Source organism: Ruegeria sp. CE8 (genome assembly GCF_056537465.1).
Window position 1 is genome coordinate 126,428 of record NZ_JBQFRP010000004.1, and the last position, 18,308, is coordinate 144,735.

The window sequence follows — 18,308 nt, forward strand, 5'->3', positions numbered from 1 at the left end:
CCTCTTGTTCAGCTTGTCAGAGCGTCGGCGATCTTCTGCGCCAGACGTTTGGCCACGGTATCCTTGCCCATCCGCGGCCATTTTTCGGCCCCATCGTCCGAGATCAGGATGACTGCGTTTTCGGATCCGCCCATGATGCCCGTTGCCGGGCTGACGTCATTTGCCACGATCCAGTCACAGCCCTTTCGGGCGCGTTTCGCGGTTGCATGCTCGACCACGTTGTCGGTTTCGGCTGCAAAGCCAACGACAAGCGATGGCCGTCCCTCCTCCAGCCTTGCTACCCTTTTCAGAATGTCCGGGTTCTCGGCAAACTCCAGAGTTGGCAGGCCATCGCGGCTTTTCTTCAGTTTCTTGTCTGAGGCAGTCGCCATACGCCAGTCTGCGACCGCTGCGGCAAAGACGCCGGCGTCGACGGGCAGTTCGGCATCCACCGCGTCAGACATTTGCCGCGCGGTTTCAACGCGGATGACCTGAACACCTTCGGGCGGAGGAACATCGGCGGGCCCGGTAACAAAGACCACATCAGCGCCCAGCGCTGACAACGCCCTTGCCACCGCTGCGCCTTGAGCGCCGGATGACCGGTTGGCGATGTACCGAACCGGGTCGATCGGTTCATGCGTCGGACCGGACGTGACCAAGATGCGCTTGCCTTTCAAAGGGCCGTCGCCAAGCTGTGACTCGACCGCCCCCAAAATCTCGAGCGGCTCTGACATCCGACCTGGGCCGTACTCGCCACAGGCCATGTCACCTTCGTTCGGGCCGACAAAACGGATGCCATCTGCTTGCAACTGCTTCAGATTGCGTTGCGTCGCTGGATGATCCCACATTCGGACATTCATGGCAGGTGCGCACAAAACCGGCGTATCGGTGGCCATGAGCAGGGTCGAGGCCAGATCGTTGGCCAGCCCGCCAGCCATCTTGCCCATCAGGTCCGCCGTCGCCGGGGCGACAACGATCAGGTCGGCCGAACGCGACAGCTGTATGTGCCCCATCTCGGCTTCATCCGTCAGATCGAACATATCGCGATAGACTTTTTCGCCCGCCAACGCTGAAACCGAAAGCGGCGTCACGAATTCCTCGGCCGCGCGCGTCAGAACAGGCGTCACAGTCGCGCCGCGTTCTTTGAGACGCCGGATCAGATCCAGAGATTTATAGGCCGCGATCCCTCCGCCGATGATCAAGAGAATGCGTTTCGATGCCAGCATGTTTTGCCCTTCCCGTCCCGGTCGGCCTGACATTAGGCAAGGCCAAGGGACAGTTCCAGCGGTTAATTCTGCGTCTCAAACGCCAGACACGGGTCTTCGCGCTCGATGCTTGGACTGTCAATCACGGCGTCAAACTCACCTTCAACGATCCCGTCTTCGGATTGACCCAGCACAAAGACATTCAAACCCGGGCTCATTCGGGACAGAAAGGTCGGGATACCCCGGTCCTTTCGGGCATGGCCGTTGCCTGTGATCACCGCAACAGGCCCGCCGGTTTCATCCGTCGCACGCAATATCGCCCGCGTCAGCACCGCGTCTCGCAATCTTTGAATCGCGACAAGCTGCGGCAGGGCACTCTCTGGTAACGCATTGCAATGAGCCGCCATTTGATCGGCCTCTCGCGCGGTCTGTTCCTCCTTCGGCAACGGAACCGTCAGGCCATACCGGGCCGCGTCTGCGCCCAAGGCGGTGGCAGCGCCGCGTTCCATTGCCGCCCGGGCCGCTGCTCGTGGAACCATCGCTCCGTAAACCGGTGCGTCCGAAGCCTGAAACACCGGGTAATACATGCTTAGCGGAGGCCATCCGGATTCAAGCCACTTCAGAATTCTTGAAAGCTCTTCCGGGTCGGAAACGGCCTTGTCCGCAAGACGCTGAGCACCCTCTTCGGTCACCATTTCCCAAACCACGGCTGACGGCCCGATCGCCTTCAGCGCTTCGGCCTGGATAACATGGTGCTGCGGGTTGTCGTGGATTTCGCCCAATATCACAACGTCCGCCGCGTTCATCGCGGTTAGCACATCGTCAGGTATCAGGTCATCGGCCCGGGCAGCGTTGGCCGTAACCACAAGTGTACAAAGCAGAATCGCAAGCTGTCTCATGCGATGAAGTGTTGCACCTCACGCGATTGAGCTTCAAGGTTCTTCCGCATTTTCACGAAGGCCGCGGCCTCAAGCTGACGGACGCGTTCCTTCGACAGGCCAAGTTCCTGTCCAAGACTCTCCAGTGTCCGCGCTGGTTCACGAAGCTTTCGTTCGCGTACAATAAACCGTTCCCGGTCGTTCAGCGCCTGCATCGCGGTCAGCAGCCATTCGCGCAATTGCTCGGTATCATGGCTGTTTTCGACCGCCTCGGCCGCCTGTTCACGTTCATCTTCAAGGGCATCGATCCATTCGCGCCCATCCTCGTCCGCCGATTGAACAGCATTCAATGAAAAATCCGACCCCGATAGGCGACCCTCCATCATTTCCACATCACGAAGTGGAACACCGATTTCCGCCGCGATCATCTGATGAAGCTGATGACGGTCCAGTTCCATTCCTTCGGTCGCAGCCTCACGCTCTAGCCGCGCCTGCACACGCCTCATGTTAAAAAACAGGGATTTCTGCGACGACGTCGAACCGGTCCGGACCATGGACCAGTTGCGCATGACGTAATCCTGAATGCTCGCCTTGATCCACCAGACAGCATAGGTCGAAAACCGCACACCACGATCAGGATCGAATTTGTCTGCGGCTTTCATCAAACCCAGCCCTGCTTCCTGGATCAGGTCATTCATCGGCGCGCCATAGCGTTTGAACTTGGCGGCCATTGAAATCGCCAGCCTCATATAAGCTGTAATCAGTCGGTGCAGGGCTTGTTCATCGCGGTCGTCCCGCCATGCGTATGCCAGTTGCAATTCGGTTTCCGCGTCCAGAAGCTCGGCCTTCATTGCCTTCCGGGACATCGAAAAATCGTTTGCGTTGTCCAGTGCCATGGAAATCTCCCCTTTTCACAGGCGCGAGCCGGGCTTGCTTTGCCGACATATGGTCGATACGCAGAACAAGACCGGGTGGATCACATGAAAGGTAATTATCGTGGGTCCGGATTTAACCTTTGTGCTGGGAGGCGCGGCCTCGGGCAAGTCGGCTTTCGCCGAGCAACTTGTTGTTTCGTCAGCAAAAAAGAAGACTTATCTCGCAACATCACAAGTGTTTGATGACGAGATGAAACAGAAGGTTCAGCGCCACATATCCCAACGCGGCGAAGGATGGAAAACCATCGAAGCCCCATATGACCTTGGCCCGGCACTGGCCAATCTGACGCCCGACGACGTTTGCCTGATCGACTGTGCGACCATGTGGCTGACAAATCACCTGTTGGCTGAAAGCGATCTGCAACAGGCGCAAGGCGCGCTTTTGCAATCCCTGCGCCTTTGTCGCGCGCAGGTCGTCGTCGTTTCGAACGAGGTGGGGCATGGTATTGTCCCGGATAACGCCCTGTCCCGTCAGTTTCGCGAGGCGCAGGGGCGGTTGAACATCGCTTTGGCAGCCGAGGCCGATTTGGTTGTTCAGGTAACTGCTGGCCTTCCATTGGTTTTGAAGGGGCGATTGGATTGACACGTTTGCATCTCGTACGCCACGGCCCGACCCACGCCAAAACCATGGTTGGCTGGTCCGATCTGCCCGCCGACCTGAGCGATCGCGACGCCGTTGCCCGATTGCACGATCACTTGCCTGCAAATGCCGTTGTCGTATCCTCTGACCTATGCCGCGCCGCCGATACCGCCACGGCCATTCAGGGCGCACGTCCGCGCCTTCCGCATTTGCCCGACCTGCGCGAGATCAACTTCGGCGCTTGGGAGTTGCGTGGTTTCAAAGAAATCGAGGCTGAAGACCCCGAGCTTGCCTTCTCCTACTGGGACAACCCCGGCGATGTACGACCCCCGAATGGGGAAAGCTGGAACGAGGTCCGAGCCCGCGTAGACACCGCCGTTGACCGGTTGATCGCACAGTACACCGGACACGACCTCGTGGTTGTTGCGCATTTTGGCGTGATCCTGACGCAAGTCCAACGGGCGCTCGATGTCGACGCGAACGAAGCGCTAAGCCACCGCATCGACAATCTCTCGGTCACCGAAATCACTCATCACGGTGCCCATTGGTCAGTTGGGCGGATCAATCACCTTCCGTGATGCAACCTCGCACAAATCACTGATTTACTGAACGGCGCAGCCACGCCATCGTTTAGTCATGACTTATGATTTGTTTATCGGAGACCGCCTGTTTTCCAGCTGGTCCATGCGCGGGTGGCTGATGCTCGAGAAGTTCGGCCTGCCCTATCGGTCCCACATGATCGGGCTGTATTCCGGCACCATGACCGAAGATATGAAACCCCTTGCCCCTGCCCGCCTCGTACCGGCGTTGCGGCTGCCTGACGGTACGGTCGTCGGTGAAAGCCTGGCGATGGCGGAAACTTTGGCCGAGTTGCATCCAGATGCTGGCATGTGGCCCTCAGATCCTGCGGCAAGGGCGACGGCAAGGTGGCTTTGCAGCGAAATGGTGGCCGGATTCACCGCATTGCGCGGCCAGTGCCCAATGCAGTTGAAGCACTGCTGGCAGGGGTTCGAACCATCACCGGAAACCCGGGCTGATTTGCAGCGGATTGAGACACTTTGGGCCCATGCGCGTGACATGTCCGGATCGGCATCAGGCCCCCTTTTCGGCACCTATTCGTTGGCGGACGTGTTTTATACACCAGTCGCGGCACGGATTATTGGCTACGGATTGCCGGTCTCTGACGCCAATCGCGAATACTGTCTTGAACTGCTGTCGGATACCCCGGTCCGCCAGTGGCGCGCGATGGGGCTGACGGTCCGCTACGACCCTTTCCCATACGCAGAAGACCTGCCGTCAGCCCGATGGCCAGTCGGCGGAATCTCAACGGCAAAGCCCGTTGAAGGCACGGAATCAATCAACGATACCTGCCCTTATTCCGGGAAGCCGGTCACAACCGTCCTTGAGTTGGATGGCCAACGCTGGGGGTTCTGCAACCGATTCTGCCGCGACAAAACCGTCGCAGACCCGGGTGCCTGGTCAAAATTCATGGACATGGTGGACGCTGTTAACGATTCTTAAACCGCAACTGTGGCAGCAACGACCTGTTAACCAAAAAGGTCGTTCATGGTCGCCCGCGCCCACACTGTTGCATTCCAAGGGGTCGATGCCCGCCCGGTCGAGGTGCAATGCGCCGTCTCGCCGGGCCTGCCTGCCTTTTCCATCGTTGGCCTGCCCGACAAAGCTGTGTCCGAGGCGCGGGATCGCGTGCGCAGCGCGCTGAGTTCGATGGCGATCGCCTTGCCGTCAAAACGGATCACGATCAACTTGTCTCCGGCGGATTTACCCAAGGAAGGCAGCCATTTCGACCTGCCTATCGCCGTTGCGTTACTGTCAGCGTTAGAGATCATCCCTGCTGACGCCGCCGAAGGCTCGGTATCGCTGGGCGAGTTGTCTTTGGATGGCTCATTGGTGCCAGTGGTTGGCGCCCTGCCCGCCGCAATGACCGCTGCAGCCGAGGATAGGGCTTTGCTCTGCCCACGCGCCTCCAGCGCCGAGGCGGCATGGGTCGATGCGACACAAGTGATCGGGGCCAGCTCATTAGGTGACGTCGTGCGGCATTTCTCAGGACAGTCTCCGCTGCCCGCCGCGCAACCCGGTGAAGTCAAACTTGAGCCCAGCTCGCGTGATCTGCGCGACGTAAAGGGGCAGGAGCGCGCCAAGCGTGCTTTGGAAATCGCCGCGGCCGGGCGGCACCACCTGATCATGATCGGCACGCCTGGTTCGGGCAAATCCATGCTGGCTGCCCGCCTGCCTGGAATTCTACCGCCTCTGACACCGGCCGAGGCGCTGGAAACCTCAATGATCCAATCTCTTTGCGGTCTATTGGACGAGGGTGGCATCAGCCGCAGCCGCCCATTTCGCGAACCGCACCACACCGCATCCATGGCCGCTATTGTCGGCGGTGGCCGGGGGGCGAAGCCGGGCGAGATTTCATTGGCCCATAACGGCGTTCTGTTCATGGACGAATTCCCCGAATTTCCCCGCACGGTTCTCGAAACCCTGCGCCAACCCATCGAAACCGGAGAAGTCATGGTCGCGCGTGCGAACGCGCATGTGAAGTACCCCTGCCGGTTCATGCTAGTGGCAGCCGCCAACCCCTGCAAATGCGGCTACCTGACCGACCCCGGACGCGCCTGTTCGCGCGCGCCGGTATGCGGAGAGGACTATCTGGGTCGTATTTCGGGACCTTTGATGGACCGGTTTGACCTGCGGATCGAGGTGCCACCGGTCGGATTTACCGATCTGGATTTACCGCCATCGGGCGACAGTTCGACTACGGTGGCTGCTCGCGTTGAACAAGCCCGCGCAATTCAGGCCGAGCGCTTTTGCGATACTCCGTCGACGCGCCAAAACGCCGATGTCGAAGGCAAACTGCTGGAAGAAATCGCCGCCCCCGATGCCGAAGGCAAAGAACTGTTGCTGAGGGCCGCCGAACGCTTTGGCCTGTCGGCACGGGCCTTTCACCGCATCTTGCGGGTCGCCCGTACAATAGCCGATTTGGATGGGGCGCCAGACGTCCGGCGCCCTCATGTGGCCGAGGCGCTGAGCTTTCGCATCAGCGCCAAAGCTGCGTCTTAGAGTTTTGCTTCAATCGCCTGCCAGATTTTTTCGGCAATGTTCACACCGTTGAACCGTTCCAACTCCTGAATACCGGTTGGCGAGGTCACGTTGATCTCGGTCAGGTAATCCCCGATCACATCAATCCCGACGAAGATCTGGCCTTTCTCTTTCAGCAAGGGGCCAATAGCAGCACAGATTTCCAGATCGCGATCCGTCAATCCGATTTTTTCCGGACGACCACCAACATGCATGTTCGAACGGGTTTCACCAGCGGCCGGTACGCGGTTGATCGCGCCTACGGCCTCACCGTCGACAAGAATGATACGTTTGTCGCCATTGCTGACATCCGGCAGGAATTTCTGAACGATCAGGGGCTCGCGCGAGAAACCGGTGAACAGCTCATGCAGCGAGGTCAGGTTGCGGTCATTAGCATCCAACCGGAAAACTCCGGCACCGCCATTGCCATAGAGCGGCTTGAGAATGACGTCGCCGTGCTTTTCCTTGAACGCTTTAATGGTCTGCAGGTCACGCGCAATTGTTGTTGGCGGGGTCAGGTCCGGGAAATCCAGAACCAGCAGTTTTTCAGGGTAGTTGCGTACCCAGAACGGATCGTTGACCACCAGAACCTGCCCCTTGAGGCGGTCCAACAGGTGGGTTGACGTGATGTAGTGCATATCGAACGGAGGGTCCTGGCGCAGCCAGATCACATCAAACTCAGAAAGGTCCACTTCGCGCTCGGATCCAAGTTCGGCTGGATTACCTGCCACGCGCTGAACCGTCATGTCCTGGCCACGCGCAGTGATCCGCCCTTCCTGATAGGCCAACTGGTCCGGGCCGTAGAAGAACAGCGTGTGTCCACGCGCCTGTGCCTCTTCGGCCAGCCGGAATGAGCTGTCGGCATTGATATCCACGGCCCCGATCGGGTCCATCTGAAAGGCGATTTTCATGGCGTGTCCCTCAGTTTCACGCCAGATACATGGCCCAGCAGGGCTGGCGGTTCAATGGGGATCAACCCAGATCGAACGCGTTTTCGATGATTTGAACAGCACCAGAGCCATCGACCAATGCCGCATCAAATCGCACATTCGTCAGTTGACCGTTTGGTTCAGTCTCAAGGAAATGGGCGGCAGAGGCGCAAATCCTGTCCATCTGTCGCCGGTTGATCCGGCTTGCTGCTGCATCAAAACTGCTGCTTTTCTTTACCTCGACGAAAACGACGCCCTCCGCGTCGCGCGCGATCAGGTCGATCTCTCCGCCCGCGCCGCGCCAGCGTTGGTGAGCTATGGAAAAGCCACGGCGTTCGTACTCTGCCGCGACCTGTTGCTCCGCCGCCTGCCCGGCGTGATAAGAAACCGAGCTTCGAACGGATCGCGCAGACATATCATCCCTTTCCCAGTTTCAGAGCCTTCTGATAGATCGGACGGCGCGGCAGTTTGAACATCTCTGACACCAGATCAGCCGCATCCCGAACCGAATGGGTCTCCAAGGCTCGTTTCAAAGCCTCTTCTATGTCGGATTCGTTAACAGTTTCCGAATGCCCCCGGTCCACCAGCAAAACGATCTCGCCCTTGACCGTCTGCCCCTGCAACTCTGCGGCCAATTCCTCCAATGACCCTCGCCGGACTTCTTCAAACTTCTTCGTAAGCTCGCGGCACATCGCAGCTTGGCGGTTTCCACCCAGCACATCGGCCAGATCGGACAGACACGCCGCCACGCGCTTGGGCGATTCGTAAAAGACCAGAGTGCCCGGCACATCCCGCAAAGCTTCGATCCGGGACCGGCGTGCGCCCGACGCATTAGGCAGGAAGCCTGCAAAGAAAAACGCATCCGTGGGCAATCCGGCCAGCGTCAGCGCCATCAGCGCCGCAGAAGGTCCCGGCGCGCAGGTCACCATGTGACCCGCCTCGGCTGCCTGCCGGCCTAGATCATAACCCGGATCAGCGATCAGCGGCATTCCGGCCTCGGATGCATAAGCGACGGACTTTCCTTCGCTTAGCGCGTCCAGGATTTTCCCTCGCGCGCCCGCGCCACTGTGGTCGTGATAGGCCAGGATTCGGCGGCCATCCAATGGCACGCCATGTATCTCCATCAACCGACGCAGGCTGCGCGTGTCTTCTGCAGCGATCACATCTGCTGACGCCAGCACGTCCAGCGCTCTGAGCGTGATATCGCGCGCCGTTCCAATCGGAGTGGCAATAAAATACAGGCCAGCGCCCAATCTTACTTTTTGGAAATTCAAAGCTGGACCCTCACAGCGTGACGTTTATTATCGCAACCTAACAGATTGGCGGCATCCCAAGTCGCCGGGACAGGGAGTTTTCATTTAGATGTTTACCGTTTGCAAGCCCGTTCGCAAGCTGGCGAAATCCGCCGCTATCTTGGCAACCGCCGCATTGCTGGCCGCGTGTGAGCCCGGTGGCCTGGGTGGAGGACCATCGATCAACACGTCCAAACCCGTTCCGGTCGCCCTGTTGGTGCCTGCGGGATCGGGAAATTCCGGTGATGCAGCATTGGCGCGGAGCCTTGAAAACGCGGCCCGCCTAGCCATGGCTGACTTGCAAAACGTACAGATCGACCTTCGCGTTTACGACACGAGGGGCAGCTCGAATACCGCTGCGACGGTTGCACAGCAGGCGGTTGCGGACGGTGCGAAGATTATTCTTGGACCGGTCTATGCACAGGCGGCAAACTCTGCCGGTCTGTCCGTCCTCAACAACAACGTCAACGTTCTGTCCTTCTCGAATAATACCAGCATCGCGGGCGGCAACGTCTTCGTTTTGGGTCCGACTTTCCAGAACACGGCCAACCGCCTGGTCAATTTCGCCGGATCACAGGGCAAGTCCGGTATGGTCATCGTCCACAGTAATGATGCCGCCGGTCAGCTTGGCCAGTCGGCGATTGCAAACGCACTTAGCAGCAGCCGCGTGAACAATGCAGGGACGGTCGGCTATGACCGTTCGCAGCAGGGCGTTATCAATTCCGTCCCGACAATCAAGGCGACCGTGGATTCCTCCGGCGCGGACTCGCTATTTTTGACGGCCACGACAGCAGGCGCGCTGCCGCTGTACACCCAATTGCTGCCCGAGGCGGGTGTTTCACCGGCAACAACCCAGTTCATCGGCCTGACACGTTGGGACATCCCGGCGCAAACGTTGGAGCTGCCCGGTGTACAGGGCGGCTGGTTCGCCCTGCCCGACCCGGCCAAAGCGCAAGCCTATCGTCAGCGGTACAACAACACCTATGGCGAGGCACCACATCCGATCAGCGGGCTGGCCTATGACGGCATCGCAGCAATTGCGGCTTTGGTCAGCCAGGGCAAATCCGATGCGCTGACCGCTTCAGCCCTGACACAGAACGCCGGGTTCCAGGGCGTCGGCGGTATTTTCCGCCTGCGGTCCGACGGCACGAACGAACGCGGTCTGGCCGTTGCCACGATCCAGAACAAACAGGTAGTAGTGATTGACTCCGCCCCTCAAAGCTTCTCCGGCGCCGGTTTCTGATCAGCCGGTGCTGATGCTCACCCCAAAGGGTGAGCTGATCTGCCCGGCCGATGAAATTTTCGATAGTAACGCCATCATGGCGCAGCTGTCGGAAGCCTTTAAAGACACACAGGACAATGGCGCACGGCGGAATGAGACCGTGCGCATTCTTCGTGACGCCCAAAAGGCTGGGCGCAAGGCTATTGCGGACGCGTTTGCCAAGCGCCCCTTTGACGCAAGGCCCCTGACCCGGTCGTACACCTATCTGACCGATGGGCTTGTTTGCACCGCCATGCAGGTGGCCAGCCTGCACCTGCATCCCCTGGCCACACCGACGCAGGGCGAAAGGATCGCTGTTCTGGCCGTCGGCGGGTATGGGCGCGGTGAGATGGCTCCGGCCTCAGACGTGGATCTGCTGTTTCTGACGCCTTATAAGATTACCGCCTGGGCCGAGAGCGTCATCGAATCCATGCTCTACATCCTTTGGGACTTGCGTCTGAAGGTGGGCCATTCGTCCCGAACCATCAAGGATTGCCTGCGTTTGGGTGCCGATGATTTCACCATCCGCACCGCCATGCTTGAGCAACGATACCTAGCCGGAGACGCCGCGCTTGCCGAAGAGCTGGATAACCGCCTGAAGACCGACCTGTTCAAAGGCAGCGAACGCCAGTTCATTGAGGCCAAGCTGCAGGAGCGCGACGAGCGCCACCACAAACAGGGCGAGCGCTATATGGTCGAGCCCAATGTAAAAGAGGGCAAAGGCGGGTTGCGCGATCTGCAGTCGCTCTATTGGATCGCAAAGTACATCTACGGCGTACAGGATGTGGCCGAACTGGTTCCGCTGGGCCTGTTTACCTCTGACGAATTCAATACTTTCTTGCAGGCCGAGGAGTTTCTGTGGGCCGTCCGATCACACCTTCATCTGGTGACCGGACGTGCGACAGAACAACTGACCTTTGACCTGCAGGTCGAGGTTGCCGACCGGATGGGCTATGAGGATCGGGCCGGACGCCGCGCGGTTGAAGTGTTCATGCAGCGCTATTTCCGCGAAGCCACAAAGGTTGGAGAGCTGACCCGAATATTCCTGACCAAGCTTGAAGCGGCTCATGTAAAGGGTGAAGCCCTGCTGGAACGAATCTTCCGGCGCCGGCCACGCGTTAAAGCGGGATACAGGGTCGTACACGGCCGCCTGGATGTGGCCGACCCGAAGAAGTTCCTTGCCGACAAACTGAACCTTTTGCGCCTATTCGATGAAGGGCTGCGTACCGGGATGCTGATCCATCCGGATGCAATGCGGCTGGTAACCGCCAACCTGAACCTGATCGACGAAGACATGCGCCACGACAAAGAGGCGCAGCGCATCTTTCTGGATCTGATGCTGAAGCACGGCAACCCGGAACGTGCCCTGCGTCGTATGAACGAACTGGGTGTATTGTCGGCGTTTCTACCCGAATTCGAACACATCGTGGCGATGATGCAGTTCAACATGTATCACAGCTATACGGTGGACGAACACACGATCCAGACCATCGTCAACCTGGCCCAGATTGAACGCGGCGAATTGGTCGAGTCACTGCCGTTGGCCTCATCAATCCTGAAGCGCGGAGTCAATCGCAAGGTTCTCTACGTCGCCCTGCTGCTGCACGATATCGCCAAGGGGCGGCCTGAAGATCATTCCATTCTGGGAGCGCAGATCGCGCGGAAAGTGGCGCCGCGTCTGGGTTTGAACAAATCCGATTCTGAAACTGTCGAGTGGCTGGTGCGGTATCACCTGTTGATGTCGGACATGGCACAGAAGCGTGATATCTCGGACCCGCGGACCGTGCGTGACTTTGCAAAAGCGGTGAAAACGGTCAAACGGCTGGATCTGCTGACGGTTCTGACGGTGTGTGACATTCGCGGTGTCGGCCCGAACACGTGGAACAACTGGAAAGCCACTTTGCTGCGGGCCTTGCACGCCGAAACCAAGCGGGCGCTGGAAACCGGTATGGAGGACCTCAACCGGGCCAACCGTGGCGCGGAAGCCAAAAAGGCGCTTCGCTCGGCATTGTCCGAATGGACCAAGGTCGATCTGAAGGCCGAGACAGGACGGCACTATGCACCCTACTGGCAGGGTCTGAACCTCTCGACACATATTGAGTTCGCGGAAATGCTGCGGGCGCTGGAACACAGCGGCGACCCCGGTGCGATGGAAATCCGTCTGCACCCGGACGAGGACCGTGACGCGACGCGCGCCTGCTTTGCGATGGCAGACCACCCTGGAATTTTCGCGCGCATCGCTGGCGCGCTCGCCTTGGTGGGCGCCAACGTGGTGGATGCCCGCAGCTATACCACCAAGGATGGCTATGTGACAGACGCATTCTGGATTCAGGATGCCGAAGGCCACCCGTTCGAAGCCAGCCGTCTGCCGCGCCTGACCCAGATGATCCACAAAACGCTCAAGGGTGAGGTCGTGGCGCGCGATGCCCTTAAATCGCGCGACAAGATCAAGAAGCGGGAACGCGCTTTCAACGTGCCGACGCATATCATCTTCGACAATGACGGATCAGAGATCTACACCATCATCGAGGTTGACACACGCGATCGTCCGGGCCTGTTGTATGACCTGACCAGAACGCTGGCGGCGGCCAATGTCTATATCGCCAACGCCGTAATCGCGACCTATGGCGAGCAGGTTGTCGATACCTTCTACGTCAAGGACATGTTCGGCCTGAAATACCACTCCGAAAGCAAGCAACGCGGTCTTGAGGCCAAGCTGCGCAAAGCCATCACCGAAGGGGCGGAGCGCGCGATCTCATGAAACAGATCCAGTTGTTTTCAGGCCTGTTTACGGTCGGATTCTGGACGCTCGCCAGCCGGATTTTGGGCTTTCTGCGAGAGATCCTACTGACCGCCTTTATTGGGCCCGGGCCAGTAATGGACGCCTTTGTCGCCGCGTTCCGCCTGCCCAACATGTTCCGCCGCTTCTTTGCCGAAGGCGCGTTCAACGCCGCGTTCGTGCCGATGTTTTCCAAACGTCTGGAAGGTGAGGAAAACGCGCAGGGATTCGCGCAGGACGCCTTTAACCTGCTGGCGGCAGCCGTAATGGCGTTGGTCGGGCTGGCGATGATCTTCATGCCGGGGCTGGTCTGGCTGACCGCAGAAGGGTTTTATGGCGACGAGCGGTTCGATATGGCCGTGGACTACGGGTATGTGGTTTTTCCCTACATCCTGTTCATGTCGCTGGCGGCCCTGTTTTCCGGCGTTCTGAACGCGACGGGCCGATTTGCCGCCGCCGCTGCCGCACCCGTGTTGCTGAACATCTTTGCCTGCACCGCCCTGATCGCAGGTGCACTATCCGGTGGCGAGGTGATCCGGTGGCTGATCGCCGTCATCCCACTGGCCGGAATCGCGCAGCTGGCGCTGGTTTGGGTCGCGACGGAACGTGCGGGCATCCGCATCCGACCGGGCATGCCGAAACTGAGCCCCGAAATGCGCCGCATGGTTCGCATCGCCGTGCCGGCAGCGTTGGCGATGGGTGTTACGCAAGTCAATTTGGTCGTTGGCCAATTGGTCGCCTCAAAGACAGAAAAAGCCGTTAGCTGGCTGTTCGCTGCTGACCGTCTGTACCAGCTGCCTTTGGGCGTTGTCGGCATCGCGGTGGGGATCGTCCTGCTGCCTGATCTGTCGCGCCGCCTCAGGGCCGATGATAAGGATGGTGCTCGCAATGCATACTCCCGCGCCGGGGAGTTCACACTGTTGCTGACCCTGCCGTCGACTGTGGCCTTCCTTATTATTCCCGTACCCTTGGTTTCTGTCCTGTTCGAACGCGGCCAATTCAGCGCCGAGGATACGACGGCCACGGCTCTGGCGGTGGCGGTCTACGGTATTGGCCTGCCTGCTTTCATGCTGCAAAAGCTGCTACAACCTCTGTTCTTTGCGCGCGAAGACACACGGTCGCCCTTTCGCTATGCCGTGGTTGCTATGGTCGTGAATGCCGGGCTGGCCTTTGGTTTGTATCCGCTGGTGGGATGGATCGCCCCGGCAATTGCGGCTTCGGCGGCGGGCTGGGCCATGGTCGCCCTATTGGCGATCGGAGCACGACGTTTCGGCGAAGAGGCGCGATTTGACGATCGGTTCAAGCGACGCGCATGGCGTATCGTTGCGGCTTCGTTGGGTATGGGTGCCGTACTCTATGCGGCCATTTATCTTTTTGGCTGGACCTTCCAGCTCCCCGGATGGCGCTATGTTGCGCTGTTTACCCTGATCGTCGTCGCCGCTGCATCCTATTTCATGCTGGGTCATCTCTTCAAAGCGTTCGAGGTGTCTGACTTTAGGAAGGCCTTGCGACGGTCCTGATCAGTCGCGGCGGATACGTCTGACGATCCGTGCCCATCCACCGGGCGCTAGGAAGAATGACAAGCCAAAACCGGTGGCAAAACCGCCGAGGTCTGCGACCCAGTCGGAGGTGCCGCCGAACAACAGCCCGAACAACAGCTGTATCCCCATCAGAACCGCAATCAGGCTGAAAGCGCGAGACTGATTTTCACCCACAAGCGACAGCTTGCGCCACAACAGCCATGTAAACGCGCCGATCAGGCCATAAACCGGGGGAAACCCTCCGACCAGCGGATAGTTCGGGTTCAGCAGAAGCGCGTAGACCAACGCTCCGCCGACGCCGGACAAAACGAAAATGATCAGCATCTGAAAGCCGCCAAACACTTCGGCCACCATTTTCCCCATGGCCAGAACAAAGACGCTGACGAACACTGCCTGGGTAAAGCTGCCCGAGACAAACGGGTAGGTCACGAAGCGGATCACATGCTCAAATGGCCAGCGCCCGTTCTCGATCATCCAGTGGAAAATGTCCGGGGAAAAAGAATAGTTCTGCAACGCGTCCAACCTCCACCCGACTGCCGTCGGCCCGCCGATCAGCCCGCGTGTGCCCAGCGTAAACGCCAATTCGATCCCCATGATGAACAACACCAACGCCACCACCACGGGCGGCAGAGGGTTCACGGCTGGTGTATAATGCTCACTGCTCATTGGGGTGGCCTTTCGCGGCTGTTGACGTCCCTTGACCTCATGGGTAAGCGACGGGGGCTTATTTTTCCAGACGGGAGTTCCCTTCGATGACCGAAACTCAATTCACGCCGCGCGTGTTTTCCGGCATCCAGCCTTCGGGAAACCTGCACCTTGGCAACTACCTGGGTGCGCTGAAGCGTTTTGTGGATATGCAGGGCGAAGACTACGAGACCATTTATTGCATGGTCGACCTGCACGCGATAACCGTCTGGCAAGACCCGTCGCGCTTGCGTGAAAAGACCCGCGAGGTTTGCGCGGGTTTCATCGCCGCCGGTCTGGACCCTGAAAAGTCCATCCTCTTCAACCAAAGCCAGGTGGCCGAACACACGCAGCTGGCGTGGATTTTCAACTGCGTCGCCCGCATGGGCTGGATGCAGCGGATGACGCAGTTCAAGGACAAGGCGGGCAAAAACGCGCAAAACGCCTCGCTGGGTCTGTTTGCTTATCCGGCGCTGATGGCCGCAGACATCCTGACCTACCACGCGACGCATGTGCCGGTGGGCGAGGATCAGAAACAGCATCTGGAACTGACCCGCGACATCGCGATCAAGTTCAACCATGACTACGGCGTGGATTTCTTCCCGGTGACCGAACCCGTCATCGGCGGCCCTGCGCCGCGCGTGATGAACCTGCGCGATGGTACGCGGAAAATGTCGTCCTCGGATCCGTCCGACATGACCCGGATCAACATGACCGACGATGCCGACGCAATCGCCAAGAAGATCCGCAAGGCAAAAACCGACCCCGACGCCCTGCCGTCCGAAGTTGACGGCCTGTCCGAACGCCCCGAGGCACGTAATCTGGTCAATATCTACGCCGCGCTCAGCGATCAGACGGCGGAGCAGGTACTGGCCGAGGTCGGCGGTAAGCAGTTCGGTGAGTTCAAACCGATGCTGGCCGAACTGGCCGTTGCCAAACTGTCCCCGATCTCGACCGAGATGGCCCGTTTGATGGGTGAACAGGCCGAGATTGACCGGATTCTTGCCCAAGGCGCGGAAAAAGCGCGCGCGATTGCCGCTCCGATCCTGCAACAGACCTACGAAATCGTGGGCATGGTTGGCGCGAAACACGGCTGATTGCGCTGGACCTTCCTGTGACGCCTTCCTAGGTTGCCCCAAGGGCAAAGGAGGGCGTCATGGCAGTTGGCAAAAATATCCGCACCTATTTCGATGGTCAGTGGCACAACGGGGACGCCCCCATCATGCGGGCGGCGGATCACGGCGCTTGGCTGGGATCCTCGGTTTTTGACGGGGCGCGATTCTTCGACGGGCTGACCCCTGATCTGGAGGCCCATTGCGAACGGGTTAACCGCTCGGCCGAAGCGCTCATGCTGACCCCGACAGTCACAACCGAGCAGATGGTTGAGATCGTCCGCGAAGGACTGGAAAGCTATCCCAAAGGCTCGGCAGTTTATATCCGGCCCATGTATTGGGGAATCGACGGCGATGCCACAGCCATTGTTCCTCAGCAGGACAGCACGGGCTTTGCCATCTGTCTGGAAGAAATTCCGATGGCCCCTGAAACGGCATCGGTCACACTGACTACCACCCGATTCCGCCGACCGGTTCTGGAATCAGCCGTCGTGAACGCCAAAGCCGGATGCCTTTACCCCAACAACGCGCGCATGCTGCGGGAGGCCCGCTCGAAAGGGTTCTCGAATGCTCTGGTCGCGGACGCTCTGGGCCACGTTGCGGAAACCGCCACCGCAAACATCTTCATGGTCCGCGACGGAGAGGTTTTCACACCTACTCCGAACGGCACATTCTTGGCGGGAATCACCCGCGCGCGCCATATCAAAAACCTGAGGGCCGACGGCGTGACGGTACACGAAGCCGTCCTCAGCTTTGAAGATTTTCACGAGGCGGACGAGGTGTTTATGACCGGCAACATGAACAAGATTACCCCGGTCACTGCCCTTGAGGACACACAATATCAGGTCGGACCGATTGCCCGTCGCGCACGCGAGCTGTATTGGGATTGGGCTGCAAGCACGCAGTAGGCACGCACCGTGTTGCCAGCCCGCATCTGGTCGGGCATGATCCCCCTAAATACACGAGGACACCCATGCGTAAGTTTCTAGTCATTCTGGATGACAGTCGTGAATGCCTGAACGCGATGCGTTTCGCGGCAATGCGTGCAGCCCATACTGGTGGTGGAGTGACGATCCTTTCGGTCATCCCCCCGGATGAGTTCAATCACTGGATCGGTGTCGCCGAAGTGATGCGAGAAGAAGCGCGCGAGCGTATCCACGCCCATTACGAAGTTTTTGCCAAATGGATGCGCGACAAACAGAACGTTGATCCGGAACTTTCTATTCGTGAGGGTGAGCCCGTTCCGCAGATCATCGAACATGTTCAGTCCGACCCGGATATCGGCGTTCTTGTTCTGGGTGCGGGCATCGACAAAAAAGGCCCTGGCCCTCTTGTGACGCAACTGACCAAAAACTCGGGCAGCTTGCCGATTCCGATCACAATTGTGCCCGGGGATCTAAGCAAGGAAAAGCTGGAAGCCATCACCTGAGGCTTGGTCATGCAGCGCAGCATCCAGTTCTGGTTCGAATTCGCGTCGACTTACTCTTATCTCAGCGCCATGCGTATTGAGGAGGCTGCGGCAAGACGGAACGTTGCGGTGGAATGGCATCCCTTTCTTTTGGGCCCCATTTTCGCTGCGCAGGGGTGGGACAACTCTCCGTTCAACATCTACCCTGCCAAAGGTCGCTATATGTGGAGGGACATGGAGCGCCTGACGGCCCAGCGCGGCCTGGTGTTTCGCCGACCCGAACAATTCCCGCAAAACGGCCTGAAAGCTGCTCGGCTGACGCTGGCCATTGAAGAACAGGAGCAAAAAGGCCGTTTTGTTCGCGCGGTCTACTCAGCGGAGTTCGCGAATGGTCAGGATGTTTCGGACGATTCAGTCCTGCGTGAATGTCTAAGCACCGCCGGTTTGCCAGAAAGCCTGATGGGCAAAACCAAAGACCCCGAGATCAAGTCCGCCTTGATTGAACAGACCAAAACCGCTCAGGCCAAAGACCTGTTCGGAGCACCCACTTTTCTAGTCGGAGATGAGCTGTTTTGGGGAGACGACCGGTTGGACGATGCCCTCGAACTGGCTGCTGGAATTTAGAA

Annotated in this window: 18 protein-coding genes; 11 read left to right on the forward strand and 7 right to left on the reverse strand. The window is 59.0% G+C overall.

The window, feature by feature from the left end:
- Positions 1–8: 8 nt before the first annotated feature.
- From coaBC to ACR0AA_RS09050, 3 genes are all read right to left on the reverse strand, one after another.
- Entirely contained in the window at positions 9–1,205 is a 1,197-nt protein-coding gene (gene coaBC / locus ACR0AA_RS09040; RefSeq protein ID WP_480664050.1) for a bifunctional phosphopantothenoylcysteine decarboxylase/phosphopantothenate--cysteine ligase CoaBC, read from the reverse strand.
- Between the two features lie 62 nt (positions 1,206–1,267).
- Positions 1,268–2,083, reverse strand: coding sequence for a ChaN family lipoprotein (locus tag ACR0AA_RS09045; RefSeq protein ID WP_480664052.1), 816 nt, complete (start codon positions 2,081–2,083; stop codon positions 1,268–1,270).
- A complete protein-coding gene (locus ACR0AA_RS09050; RefSeq protein WP_480664054.1) occupies positions 2,080–2,958 on the reverse strand; it encodes an RNA polymerase factor sigma-32 in 879 nt (292 codons plus the stop codon). Before ACR0AA_RS09050 ends, ACR0AA_RS09045 begins: the two co-directional genes overlap by 4 nt.
- 100 nt (positions 2,959–3,058) lie before the next feature.
- On the opposite strand from ACR0AA_RS09050, the gene cobU reads away from it, so the two are divergent.
- Genes cobU through ACR0AA_RS09070 form a run of 4 tightly spaced genes read left to right on the forward strand, consistent with a single transcriptional unit; the run spans position 3,059 to position 6,658 of the window.
- Entirely contained in the window at positions 3,059–3,580 is a 522-nt protein-coding gene (gene cobU / locus ACR0AA_RS09055) for a bifunctional adenosylcobinamide kinase/adenosylcobinamide-phosphate guanylyltransferase (RefSeq protein ID WP_480664056.1), read from the forward strand.
- A complete protein-coding gene (locus tag ACR0AA_RS09060; protein WP_480664058.1) occupies positions 3,577–4,155 on the forward strand; it encodes a histidine phosphatase family protein in 579 nt (192 codons plus the stop codon). Before cobU ends, ACR0AA_RS09060 begins: the two co-directional genes overlap by 4 nt.
- 58 nt (positions 4,156–4,213) lie before the next feature.
- Complete coding sequence (locus tag ACR0AA_RS09065; RefSeq protein WP_480664060.1) at positions 4,214–5,098, forward strand: glutathione S-transferase; 885 nt, start codon at positions 4,214–4,216, stop codon at positions 5,096–5,098.
- 45 nt (positions 5,099–5,143) lie between these two features.
- Positions 5,144–6,658: a YifB family Mg chelatase-like AAA ATPase gene (locus tag ACR0AA_RS09070; protein ID WP_480755878.1), complete on the forward strand. Its 1,515-nt coding sequence runs from the start codon at positions 5,144–5,146 to the stop codon at positions 6,656–6,658.
- On the opposite strand, the gene gshB is transcribed toward ACR0AA_RS09070, so the two are convergent.
- The 3 genes from gshB to rsmI form a co-directional block, all read right to left on the reverse strand.
- Positions 6,655–7,587 carry a glutathione synthase gene (gene gshB, locus ACR0AA_RS09075; protein ID WP_480755879.1) on the reverse strand — a complete coding sequence of 311 codons (933 nt, stop codon included), beginning with the start codon at positions 7,585–7,587 and terminating at the stop codon, positions 6,655–6,657. The two genes, ACR0AA_RS09070 and gshB, sit on opposite strands and share 4 nt — an antisense overlap.
- A 61-nt stretch (positions 7,588–7,648) precedes the next feature.
- Positions 7,649–8,020 (reverse strand): YraN family protein, encoded by a 372-nt coding sequence (locus ACR0AA_RS09080; RefSeq protein WP_480755880.1) that lies wholly within the window; start codon positions 8,018–8,020, stop codon positions 7,649–7,651.
- Between the two features lies 1 nt (position 8,021).
- Entirely contained in the window at positions 8,022–8,879 is an 858-nt protein-coding gene (rsmI, locus tag ACR0AA_RS09085; protein WP_480755881.1) for a 16S rRNA (cytidine(1402)-2'-O)-methyltransferase, read from the reverse strand.
- 88 nt (positions 8,880–8,967) lie between these two features.
- Here rsmI and ACR0AA_RS09090 point away from each other — a divergent pair, with 88 nt between their 5' ends.
- The 3 genes from ACR0AA_RS09090 to murJ are packed head-to-tail and all read left to right on the forward strand — an operon-like array spanning position 8,968 to position 14,457.
- On the forward strand, positions 8,968–10,140 hold the full coding sequence (locus ACR0AA_RS09090) for a penicillin-binding protein activator (protein ID WP_480664070.1): 1,173 nt from the start codon (positions 8,968–8,970) through the stop codon (positions 10,138–10,140).
- Complete coding sequence (locus ACR0AA_RS09095) at positions 10,100–12,919, forward strand: [protein-PII] uridylyltransferase (protein ID WP_480664071.1); 2,820 nt, start codon at positions 10,100–10,102, stop codon at positions 12,917–12,919. Before ACR0AA_RS09090 ends, ACR0AA_RS09095 begins: the two co-directional genes overlap by 41 nt.
- Positions 12,916–14,457 (forward strand): murein biosynthesis integral membrane protein MurJ, encoded by a 1,542-nt coding sequence (murJ, locus tag ACR0AA_RS09100; RefSeq protein WP_480664072.1) that lies wholly within the window; start codon positions 12,916–12,918, stop codon positions 14,455–14,457. The genes ACR0AA_RS09095 and murJ overlap by 4 nt, the downstream gene beginning before the upstream one ends.
- On the opposite strand, the gene ACR0AA_RS09105 is transcribed toward murJ, so the two are convergent.
- Entirely contained in the window at positions 14,458–15,144 is a 687-nt protein-coding gene (locus ACR0AA_RS09105; protein ID WP_480664073.1) for a rhomboid family intramembrane serine protease, read from the reverse strand.
- 86 nt (positions 15,145–15,230) lie between these two features.
- Between ACR0AA_RS09105 and trpS the strand changes: the two genes are divergently transcribed.
- The 4 genes from trpS (at position 15,231) to ACR0AA_RS09125 (ending at position 18,306) form a co-directional block, all read left to right on the forward strand.
- Positions 15,231–16,259, forward strand: a complete 1,029-nt coding sequence (gene trpS, locus ACR0AA_RS09110) for a tryptophan--tRNA ligase (protein ID WP_480664075.1) — start codon at positions 15,231–15,233, stop codon at positions 16,257–16,259.
- Positions 16,260–16,318: 59 nt separating this feature from the next.
- Entirely contained in the window at positions 16,319–17,182 is an 864-nt protein-coding gene (locus tag ACR0AA_RS09115) for a branched-chain amino acid aminotransferase (RefSeq protein ID WP_480755882.1), read from the forward strand.
- Between the two features lie 65 nt (positions 17,183–17,247).
- Positions 17,248–17,703: a universal stress protein gene (locus tag ACR0AA_RS09120; RefSeq protein ID WP_480664079.1), complete on the forward strand. Its 456-nt coding sequence runs from the start codon at positions 17,248–17,250 to the stop codon at positions 17,701–17,703.
- 9 nt (positions 17,704–17,712) lie between these two features.
- Positions 17,713–18,306, forward strand: coding sequence for a DsbA family protein (locus tag ACR0AA_RS09125; RefSeq protein ID WP_480755883.1), 594 nt, complete (start codon positions 17,713–17,715; stop codon positions 18,304–18,306).
- Positions 18,307–18,308 lie beyond the last annotated feature (2 nt).

Excerpts from the sequence above, each read along its gene's own strand:
- coaBC (WP_480664050.1), bottom strand. The coding sequence starts at position 1,205 with ATGCTGGCATCGAAACGCATTCTCTTGATCATCGGCGGAGGGATCGCG.
- ACR0AA_RS09045 (WP_480664052.1), bottom strand. The coding sequence starts at position 2,083 with ATGAGACAGCTTGCGATTCTGCTTTGTACACTTGTGGTTACGGCCAAC.
- ACR0AA_RS09050 (WP_480664054.1), bottom strand. The coding sequence starts at position 2,958 with ATGGCACTGGACAACGCAAACGATTTTTCGATGTCCCGGAAGGCAATG.
- ACR0AA_RS09065 (WP_480664060.1), top strand. The coding sequence starts at position 4,214 with ATGACTTATGATTTGTTTATCGGAGACCGCCTGTTTTCCAGCTGGTCC.
- ACR0AA_RS09070 (WP_480755878.1), top strand. The coding sequence starts at position 5,144 with ATGGTCGCCCGCGCCCACACTGTTGCATTCCAAGGGGTCGATGCCCGC.
- gshB (WP_480755879.1), bottom strand. The coding sequence starts at position 7,587 with ATGAAAATCGCCTTTCAGATGGACCCGATCGGGGCCGTGGATATCAAT.
- ACR0AA_RS09080 (WP_480755880.1), bottom strand. The coding sequence starts at position 8,020 with ATGTCTGCGCGATCCGTTCGAAGCTCGGTTTCTTATCACGCCGGGCAG.
- ACR0AA_RS09090 (WP_480664070.1), top strand. The coding sequence starts at position 8,968 with ATGTTTACCGTTTGCAAGCCCGTTCGCAAGCTGGCGAAATCCGCCGCT.
- murJ (WP_480664072.1), top strand. The coding sequence starts at position 12,916 with ATGAAACAGATCCAGTTGTTTTCAGGCCTGTTTACGGTCGGATTCTGG.
- ACR0AA_RS09105 (WP_480664073.1), bottom strand. The coding sequence starts at position 15,144 with ATGAGCAGTGAGCATTATACACCAGCCGTGAACCCTCTGCCGCCCGTG.
- trpS (WP_480664075.1), top strand. The coding sequence starts at position 15,231 with ATGACCGAAACTCAATTCACGCCGCGCGTGTTTTCCGGCATCCAGCCT.
- ACR0AA_RS09115 (WP_480755882.1), top strand. The coding sequence starts at position 16,319 with ATGGCAGTTGGCAAAAATATCCGCACCTATTTCGATGGTCAGTGGCAC.
- ACR0AA_RS09120 (WP_480664079.1), top strand. The coding sequence starts at position 17,248 with ATGCGTAAGTTTCTAGTCATTCTGGATGACAGTCGTGAATGCCTGAAC.
- ACR0AA_RS09125 (WP_480755883.1), top strand. The coding sequence starts at position 17,713 with ATGCAGCGCAGCATCCAGTTCTGGTTCGAATTCGCGTCGACTTACTCT.